This is a genomic window from Sulfuricurvum sp. RIFOXYD12_FULL_44_77 (genome assembly GCF_001830725.1).
Lineage (GTDB): Bacteria > Campylobacterota > Campylobacteria > Campylobacterales > Sulfurimonadaceae > Sulfuricurvum > Sulfuricurvum kujiense_A.
In genome coordinates this window covers 1-8,438 of the sequence record NZ_MIBU01000093.1, presented here as the reverse complement: position 1 = coordinate 8,438, position 8,438 = coordinate 1, and the positions used below count along the sequence as shown (strand labels likewise).

Genomic DNA, 8,438 nt, shown 5'->3' with positions numbered 1-8,438 from the left:
AAATAGTTGCAGGAATTTTCTATGGCACTCGATCTCTCCGATACCCTCGTCGTCGGTATCACCGCAACAGCATTGTTCGATCTCTCGGAAGAAGATCGAGTCTTCAAAGAACAGTACCAAAATGATCCCGACAGCGCAATCGAAGTCTACCGTCACTACATGTCGGAACGGGAAAATATTCCACTAAAAGCAGGAACGGGATTTCATCTCGTCAAAGCACTCCTTGAACTCAACCGCTACCGAAAATCGGGAGATACCCCACTCGTCGAAGTGGTAATTATGTCACGCAACAGTCCGGAAACAGGTTTACGGGTACTCCATACCGTAAGAGAGATGAACCTGCCTATCTCACGTTCAGCATTTACGGCAGGGGAAACCGTTGTCGATTATCTCGATGCGTTCGATGTCGATCTCTTCCTCACGACCGACATAGCTGACGCTCAGCAGGTGATCGACAGCCGAACGTGCGCCGCCGCTGTCGTCAAAGCACCGCCTAAACAAATGGGTTCCATCCCCGAAGGTCAAGTACGCATTGCTTTCGACGGAGATGCGGTATTGTTTGATGAAAGCAGTGAACTCCTCTACAAACAACACGGTATCGAAGCGTTTCATGCCGCCGAAGATGCGGCGCAGAATACTCCATTGGGAGAAGGCCCTTACGCAACGCTGCTCAAAAAACTCTCACGATTGCAAGACCGCCTCCCTATTCGCGTCGAATACTCCCCTATTCGTATTGCCATCGTCACCGCGCGCAATTCTCCTGCGGAAATGAGGGTCATCAAAACATTGCGTGAATGGGGTGTCTATGTGGATGAAGCATTTTTTCTCGGCGGAGTAGAAAAGAGCCGTGTACTCAAAGCGTTCAAGCCCCATATCTTTTTTGACGATCAGGATGTCCATCTCGACAGTGCATCACACGATGTCCCCTCAGGCAAAGTCCCCTATCACAGCGATTCATTACTCAATACATAATAACGTGAAAGGCTCCCCTATGACCGCATCCAATTTCTCCCTCCCCGACTACCTCCGCCGCATCGGCTACAGCGGTGAAACCCGTCCCGACCTCGCAACCCTCACGGCTCTTATGAGCGCACAGCTCCAATCGGTTCCGTTTGAGAACACCGAGGTACAGGCGGGGAGAATCCCCTCGATGGTGCCTGAAGAGATCACGACTAAAATCGTTACTCACGGGCGCGGAGGATACTGCTACGAAGTCAACGGTCTGTTTGCTATGGCACTCACGGCGATCGGGTTCGAGTGGTATTTTGCGGGGGCGCGTCCGATGTTCTACCCCTCTCGTCGTCCTAAAACCCATCTCGTCGTCATCGTCACCATCGATGGAGAGCATTATCTCTGTGATACGGGATTTGGCGGATACGGTCTGCGTCAACCGATTCACATTCAAGACGGAGAAATAGCCGAACAAAACGGAGATCGCTTCCGCTTGGAACTGAGCAATAATGAATATGTTTTAAGTTCTTTGGTTAATGACGAGTGGGCACCTCAATACGGGTTTTCTCTCGCCGCTCAGGAGTGGATCGAGTTTAGCCTCGCCAACTATTTCAACGCGACGCACCCGGATACTATCTTCACCCAAAAGAAGCTTGCCGTTATCCAAACACCCAACGGACGCAAAATTCTCCTCAACGATACGCTCAAAATTATCGAAAACGGTTCCACAGATGAGACCATAGTGGATTACGCAAAAGCCGCGAATGAGCATTTCGGATTAACCTGATATTCGCCACGAAATATGTTATACTCTAATATTAATTGATCTAAAAGGCTCATAGGGATGCCTCAAAAAACGTGTTTGGCGCAGTTTGATTCTCCGATTGTTTTGATACAACCGCTACAGTATCCCAATGTCGGTCTTGTTACGCAAGATAACACTATTTATATGTACAATCTCTCCAGCAAAGAGTCAACCCGAATCTTTCGTCCGAATATCCCCGAACATGATACCCTCTACTGCGCGTTTGACCCTCAACACGATCGTCTCCTCTTTGGAAGCGATAAGGCACATTCTCTCAATCTGATAGATTTGAATGAGAAAAAAGTGCTTATGCAGTTTGATCTTGACCAGCAGTCCCCCACGATTATCTCTTTCTCACCTGATGGTCTTTATTGCGTCTGCGGAACCGATCAGGGGAGAGTATTGATGTGGCGAAGTGATTCCAGTACACTGATTGCCAGACTCCACTCTTTTCCCGAGTACAGTGCTATGTATTCGAAACCCAAAACAAATTATGTCTCGGCCTTAACGTTTGAGGGGATGACGTTAGCCTCATCGGGATACGGCGGAAGTATCGTCGTGACCGACTATCGCACTCAGAATGTTATGAAACGCTTTACTCCCGGATATTTAAAAAATACGGCGCTACTGCTTTATAACAGTTCAGTAATTGTGGGGAATCAGGAAGGAACACTGATTAAGATCGACCGAAACGGACTCCTCCCTAACCAACGCCTCGGCACATCCCATAAAAACATCCGATATGTGCGCCGAATAGGACCTGAACCCTTTATCATCGTCGCTTCCGATTTACCCTATATAACCCTTATCAACGGCGATACGTTTAAAGTGATTCAAGAACGGTACCGAGAACTCAAATCTCCCCTCACTTCGTTGTGCGTTATGAATGATTATCTCTTGAGCGGAAATAAAAACAAAGAGTTGTTGAAATTCGATCTTCAGCCGTTTGATCACCTTGAAGAGTTGATTAGAGCCAAAAGGTATGCCGCAGCCTATCTTTGTTGCGCCAATGAACCGTTATTGATTCACAGTGATCTTTACCAAGTGCTTGAGCGAATTTATGCCGAACACATGAAAAAAGCAAAAGAGTTCTTAAATAAAAAAATGACCGAAGAGGCCAAACGTGTTTTAGAACCGTTCAACGCCGCAAAAACAAAAGAGATCGCGGAGCTGTTTAAGGCCTACTCTTTTATGGATCGTTTTATCCTCCTTTTTCAGCAAAAAAAGTTATCGGCGTTCTACGGCCATGCGGAGCAGTACCCTCTTTTGCAAGAGACGACCCTTTATGCTCAAGTGGAAAAACTTTGGGCAGAAAAATTTTCAAAAGCTCAAAAGCTGATGTTTCTCAATAAAATGAAAGAGATCCAAGAGGAGCTCCATCTCTTCTCTTCCGTCAGTTCTAAACGCCCTTTTATCCTGTTACTCCTGCAAAATTCGTCTATCCTCATAAGCTATTCCAAAGCGATTCAGACAAAAAACTACTTTCAGCTCAAAACTATTACTCAAAATTATCCTCTGCTTCGAAAATTCCCCTCCTATCTTAACCTTATCAAAAATACCGGAGAGATTGTCACTGCTGTCGCCAGAGCTTTAAATGAACGCTCATTGGAAGAGGCTGAATTGCTTTTAAACGAATTAAAAGAGATGGTTCACTACGAATCCGAATATACCCAACTCAAAAAACTTTTTACCTTGGCAAAAAATCTAAACCATGCTATTTCAAATGAGCACTGGCGTTCGGCTTATCGACTCATCGATTCCCATCCTGAACTCTTAATACTTCCATGGGGAGAAGAGCTTAACGTAAGGTGGAATGAAAAGCTCTCCCAAGCAGAACACTATGCGATCAAAGGGAATATCACCTTTATCAAAAAAGAGTTCTCAGGCCTTATAACTCTTCCGCAGCGTCAAGGACGACTGGGCGATATTTTGCGAATGGCCTATCATGTCCAGCTAAAAAGACTCCTCAAAATAGATCCGGAAGCTTTTTCTTCGGGAGTTTTCACCTATTGTGATCTGTTCGGTATCGATACGGAACTGCGTAATTTACTCAAAAAAGCGCAGCGTAAGAGCATTACCCCCGATCTGACACAAGTACACCTCATGCCTAAAAACAGAGATCATTGGGTCTCACACCTCAGTGTACTTCCGAGTAAAATTGCCTAATCTCAAAACCGATTAGATTTTTTCGCCGTTTTTCTTCGCTTGCGTATTGGATGAGCTTAACATTTGCTCCAAAAATCCAATCTCTGCCAACCCTGTTGTTTGTTCATCATTGCGTGCGGCTTGAATATTTTTGAGGATATCGCTGCTCATCAAGGAGGTATTCTGAGCCGGTTTGTTCTGCTCTTCGGTTTTTTGCGCTTCCATCAGCTCTTCAAGTAGCTGTTTTTTAAAATCGCTCACCATCTGGTTGATATCCATCGGTTTATCGGGATTCTCCGCTTTTTCTTTGAGAAGTTTTTGACGGTACTCTTCAACCAGCGCTTCAATCTTCTCTTCATTCAACTCTTTGAGAAAAACAGCGGCACCTTTCGTCAGAAGATCATCTTTGAACTTTCCGAGTTCACCATCTTCGGCATTCACTTCATCACGGCTTTTGTACTCTTCGGCGTGATAAAACTGCGCAATCAACGCCATATAATCTTGGTTGACGCTCTCATCTTTGGTAACGTCAGACACGCCGCCCAAAGATAAGCTGGAAACAGAGGCTACGTTCATAATAATCTCCTGCTAACTAAGTAATACTTTTGACAAGCAAAAATCGTTCTCTAAAAATTTTATAGAAGTAGACTCTAAGCTCCAATCGGTAAAATGGCAGCCAATAGGGACAAAAGGGTATGGATGCAAAAAATCAGTATTAACGGCCGAGAGTACGGCTCGATAGAGATGCCCCAGACCAAAGCGGCACTCAGAGTGTATGAGAGTGTTACCAAAGCCTTTGCCTCCAGACGACCGATCAAAATAACCCTCCTATTTTCCCCTTCCAAACTCAGAGCGTTGAGCTATTATCAAAAAGGGGGATCACGTCAGGAGCTCGAAGATTTGGAGCTCTATATCGAGCTGGGGAAAATACTCCGATTCAACACCGAAGATGCCCTCAAACTCAAAAACAGTATCGAACTCACCAATGACATTGCCCACAACCATTTCAATATCGCCAAACGCCTTACCCTCGTTAATAAAGAGAAGAGAAGTTCTGCTACCGACACCTACTTGTTCTGGGATATTGAAAACTTTTCCAATATCGGCCCGATTTTTAACGACCTGATCGACAAATACGAGATCCCCGATCACCATATCTACATCGCCGCCAACCCCGATTCACTCTATCTCTTTAAAGATGAATGGGAAGCCAATCTCTACGATTACGGTAAAACCCTCAAATCGTTCAACTTTACCAAATGCGACCACGGTAAAAATGTGGCGGACGGGGTTTTATTGGATAACTTCAAGCAACTGCACCTCAGAAATGCCGATGTCTACGTCATGACGTTTGATAGAGAGCTAAAAGGGCTTTTTATCGATTCGTGTGATCGCAGTAACAACCTTTTTATGATGGAATAATGTGAAGCAATTTACCTCTGAACCTCTTAGTACTATCCTCGCATGGGCTCACGAAGCTCTCACAAAATCCAATACGATCACTTTCGAAGTGCTCAACCCTGATCTCGGGCGGGGACGCTATGCAGGAGAGATCCTCTCCTACGGCGGAACCGACTATCTCTACCGCAGTTACAAGGCATGGAGCGATTTGGGGGAACTGCTGTTTTGTCGGATGCTCACCCCGAAGTCGCTCTCGGAATACACGGTGCAAATCACCTACGAAAAACTCGACCTCAGCGACTCCTTCCACCATTCTGAGGAGAAAGAGGAGAAGTACGGCACGACGTCTTGTTTTGCAGCCATCCATAAGAACGAAGAGCCCGCATTTTTGAGTCCCTATCTGCGGGCACTTCACAGTGTCAAAGTGGGAGAGCGAAAACGGATACTCAATCTCGGGATCAATACGGGGGATGAGTTTGACCTCATCCGAACCCTTGTACCTCGTGATGAATATCTGAATATTGAACTTGTCGGGATTGACCACTCGCAGAGTGCGATTTCGGTGGCTCAAGAGCGATTTAGTGAAGGGAATGCCGTTTTTTATGCCCACGACATCAACGATCTCGCCTCACTGAATCTGGGACGATATGACCTCATCATTACGATCGGAACCCTCCAAAGCAGCGGCTTAGAGTTTAAACCCCTCTTTGCATCACTGGTACAAGAGTATCTCACCCCCGATGGAGCAATGATTTTGGGATTCCCGAATTGTCGCTGGATGAGCGGAGAGATGATCTATGGAGCCAAAGCACCGAACTACCCCTATTCGGAGATGTCCATCCTCATCAAAGATATCTACTACTGCAAAAAATATTTACAGCAAAAGAAGTTTAGAGCAACGGTAACGGGAAAAGATTATCTTTTCCTCACGGCGACAAAAATCGGACTATGAAACAGTTTATCCTTTTTGACAATGACGGGGTACTCGTCGAAACGGAACTCTGGTATTTTCGTGCCAATGAGAAGGCGATGAAAGAGCTGGGGGTCACACTGGAACTGGAGTATTATCTGGAGCTGATGAAACACGGGGGGAACTGGTGGGAACTCGCACAGGAGAAGGGTGTGACAGTAGAAGAGATCAACCGCGCCCGAGAGCGCCGAAGCCGCTATTATCAGCACTATCTTCGCAGTGAAAATATCTTTATCGATGGAGTCGAAGAGGTACTTTCCGAACTTTCAAACGATTACCGGATGGGGATCGTCACCACCTCCCGACGGGTCGATTTCGAGCTGATTCATCATGAAAAAAAGCTCACCCGATATATGGATTTTATCCTCTGCGAAGAGGATTATCCGAGGGCAAAACCCCATCCCGATCCCTATCTCAAAGGGTTAGAATGCTTTGGTGCCCAAGCACATGAAGCGATCGTCGTCGAAGATTCACAGAGGGGACTTACTGCGGCGGTGAGTGCCGGAATCGAATGTGCTGTCGTCAAAAACGATTTTACGGCAAGTCATGATTTCAGTGCGGCAACGTATCGAATCGATTCCTTGAAAAATCTGAAAGCGTTGCTCAACCGTTAATCTTCAGGCAATCCTTTGTCCCATACGTCATGTTTACTGTGTTCTTTGTGGTCAAATTTTTCATTTTTAAGATGATAGGCCGCTTTATCTTCGGTTACACAAAAGAGTTCATAGATCATAAGGTGCGGATTATGTTTGACGACGACATCTAAAATATCCAATCCGTTTGCATAGCGTTGTATTTCGGCAATAGCATCAATATCTTTAGAGACGATTTTAACGACTAAATCACCCTTATAGCCTGCATACGTATTGATATCCTCAATATTATAATCCAACGCAAATCTAATGATCTTTTTTCGCTCTGATTGCATCGTATTCCCTCTTTCTGTACTCTAACAATTTAAGCCCATATTAGCACATCCCTATTTTAAATCCGTTTATAACGACTTCAATGACGGTGATTCGCCGCATTTACACGAACATGCTACAATATCCCCTTCATGCAAAAAGGAGAAAAATGGGACGCATCCTCTTTTTATTTATTCTTTTCTTCTCCATTGAGCTCTTTGGGCGCAGCGACGTAGAAGCCATTAATCTCTCCTTGCAATCACTCCAAAGTGAAGAATCCCTTCTCGATACGGCGGTATTGGATAATACTCTCGATCGCTATAGGGGAACGATCTCTCCCCTGTATAAACGCTACCAAGTAACGACAGAAGAGTTAGGGCGTGTCAAAGCGAAATTTGCAGATGCGGGAATCCCCCTTTTTTTTGCCCTTATCCCCTATGCAGAGTCTAAATTCAACCCTACATCCCATGGGTACGGTACGGCAGGATTATGGCAATTTACTAAACAAAGTGGTCGTAATTTCGGCTTGAGCGTCAAAAAAGGGAACGATGAACGTCTCGATCCAGATCGTTCCACGGATGCGGCAATACGGTACATACAATATCTAAAAAAAGAGTTTGGAAGCTGGTATTTGGCTGATTTCGCGTATGCGATGGGAGAGGGGACACTTCGTCGACTGATTCAAAAAAACGGCAGTAAAAAAATGTCTGTTTTGCTCAAAGATCCCCATTTTCCTTCAGGAACCAAAGCCCATTTTGCCAAAACACTTCTCTTAGATGCAAAAATTCATTATTCAAATGACGATACGGAACAAAACTAAACTCTCCCGCTCAAGGGAGGGAGAAGTGCATATATCTTAGAAACGGTATCCGATTTTTACCTGTGCACGGTAGTTATCGAGATCTTCTTTTTGATTGGGAGTCAATTCAGCTTTTTGTGTCCACTGCCACCGTATATCGGCACCGGTATAGATCTCTTTGCTAATGTTGTATTTTAAACCGGTTCCTGCTTGCAGGGTAAATACCGTGTCACTTTTAGCAGCATCTGAAAAGATAACTCCGAAACCGGGACCGAATCCCCATTCCACACCGTTATTTAAGGTAATGAGATAATACGGGTTAAATTCAAGATTGGTCATCTCCAGCCCGTCACTGTCAAAACGGTTCAGCATAATTTGCTGTCTGAGGTTATCCCATGGGAGGGTAAAAACAGGGCAATCCAATGAGATTTCGATCCCTGCGGTAGAACCTGCCGCATTCAC

The 8,438-nt window shown here is 45.2% G+C and carries 10 protein-coding genes; 7 read left to right on the top strand and 3 right to left on the bottom strand.

The features are described from left to right. Positions 1 to 21 precede the first annotated feature (21 nt). The 3 genes from A2517_RS04230 to A2517_RS04220 are packed head-to-tail and all read left to right on the top strand — an operon-like array spanning position 22 to position 3,922. Positions 22 to 972: a 5'-nucleotidase gene (locus A2517_RS04230; protein ID WP_294894475.1), complete on the top strand. Its 951-nt coding sequence runs from the start codon at positions 22 to 24 to the stop codon at positions 970 to 972. A gap of 19 nt (positions 973 to 991) precedes the next feature. Next, positions 992 to 1,738, top strand: a complete 747-nt coding sequence (locus tag A2517_RS04225; RefSeq protein ID WP_294894473.1) for an arylamine N-acetyltransferase — start codon at positions 992 to 994, stop codon at positions 1,736 to 1,738. Positions 1,739 to 1,795: 57 nt separating this feature from the next. Next, the gene (locus tag A2517_RS04220; protein ID WP_294894471.1) at positions 1,796 to 3,922 is read left to right on the top strand and encodes a WD40 repeat domain-containing protein; all 2,127 of its coding nucleotides are present in this window, start codon (positions 1,796 to 1,798) and stop codon (positions 3,920 to 3,922) included. A 12-nt stretch (positions 3,923 to 3,934) separates the two neighbouring features. Here A2517_RS04220 and A2517_RS04215 read toward each other — a convergent pair whose 3' ends face one another. After that, the gene (locus tag A2517_RS04215; RefSeq protein WP_294894469.1) at positions 3,935 to 4,477 is read right to left on the bottom strand and encodes a hypothetical protein; all 543 of its coding nucleotides are present in this window, start codon (positions 4,475 to 4,477) and stop codon (positions 3,935 to 3,937) included. A gap of 123 nt (positions 4,478 to 4,600) precedes the next feature. Here A2517_RS04215 and A2517_RS04210 point away from each other — a divergent pair, with 123 nt between their 5' ends. Genes A2517_RS04210 through A2517_RS04200 form a run of 3 tightly spaced genes read left to right on the top strand, consistent with a single transcriptional unit; the run spans position 4,601 to position 6,886 of the window. Continuing rightward, the gene (locus A2517_RS04210; protein WP_294894467.1) at positions 4,601 to 5,323 is read left to right on the top strand and encodes a hypothetical protein; all 723 of its coding nucleotides are present in this window, start codon (positions 4,601 to 4,603) and stop codon (positions 5,321 to 5,323) included. Position 5,324: 1 nt separating this feature from the next. Then, on the top strand, positions 5,325 to 6,254 hold the full coding sequence (locus tag A2517_RS04205; protein WP_294894465.1) for a methyltransferase domain-containing protein: 930 nt from the start codon (positions 5,325 to 5,327) through the stop codon (positions 6,252 to 6,254). After that, complete coding sequence (locus A2517_RS04200) at positions 6,251 to 6,886, top strand: HAD family phosphatase (RefSeq protein ID WP_294894463.1); 636 nt, start codon at positions 6,251 to 6,253, stop codon at positions 6,884 to 6,886. The genes A2517_RS04205 and A2517_RS04200 overlap by 4 nt, the downstream gene beginning before the upstream one ends. On the opposite strand, the gene A2517_RS04195 is transcribed toward A2517_RS04200, so the two are convergent. After that, on the bottom strand, positions 6,883 to 7,200 hold the full coding sequence (locus tag A2517_RS04195; RefSeq protein ID WP_294894461.1) for a hypothetical protein: 318 nt from the start codon (positions 7,198 to 7,200) through the stop codon (positions 6,883 to 6,885). The two genes, A2517_RS04200 and A2517_RS04195, sit on opposite strands and share 4 nt — an antisense overlap. 146 nt (positions 7,201 to 7,346) lie before the next feature. Between A2517_RS04195 and A2517_RS04190 the strand changes: the two genes are divergently transcribed. Further along, on the top strand, positions 7,347 to 7,997 hold the full coding sequence (locus A2517_RS04190) for a lytic transglycosylase domain-containing protein (protein ID WP_294894459.1): 651 nt from the start codon (positions 7,347 to 7,349) through the stop codon (positions 7,995 to 7,997). Between the two features lie 36 nt (positions 7,998 to 8,033). Here A2517_RS04190 and A2517_RS04185 read toward each other — a convergent pair. Beyond that, positions 8,034 to 8,438, bottom strand: a 405-nt coding sequence (locus A2517_RS04185; RefSeq protein WP_294894457.1) for an outer membrane beta-barrel protein, incomplete at its 5' end; no start/stop codon positions are given.